We start from the raw sequence: 232 nt of genomic DNA, 5'->3' as shown, positions 1-232 counted from the left end.
CCCCAACACCTCGCGCGCCTTCGACGGATCCCCCACCAGCACATCCACCTCCGCCGGCCGGAAAAACCGCGGATCCTGCTTCACCAACCCCGACCAGTCCGAAATCCCCACCCGCCCGAACGCCGTATCCAACAACTCCCGAATACTATGCGTCACCCCCGTCGCCACCACATAGTCATCCGGGGTGTCCTGCTGCAACATCCGCCACATCGCCTCCACATAATCCCCCGCG

The 232-nt window shown here is 64.2% G+C and carries 1 protein-coding gene; it reads right to left on the bottom strand.

Annotation, left to right across the window (positions count from 1 at the left end; genetic code table 11):
* The coding region (locus tag NBZ85_RS32110; protein ID WP_264762556.1) for a GDP-mannose 4,6-dehydratase at window positions 1–232 on the bottom strand (232 nt) is incomplete at both ends.

This window comes from Frankia tisae (genome assembly GCF_025403405.1).
Lineage (GTDB): Bacteria > Actinomycetota > Actinomycetes > Frankiales > Frankiaceae > Frankia > Frankia tisai.
This window is presented reverse-complemented; position numbering and strand designations above follow the sequence as displayed.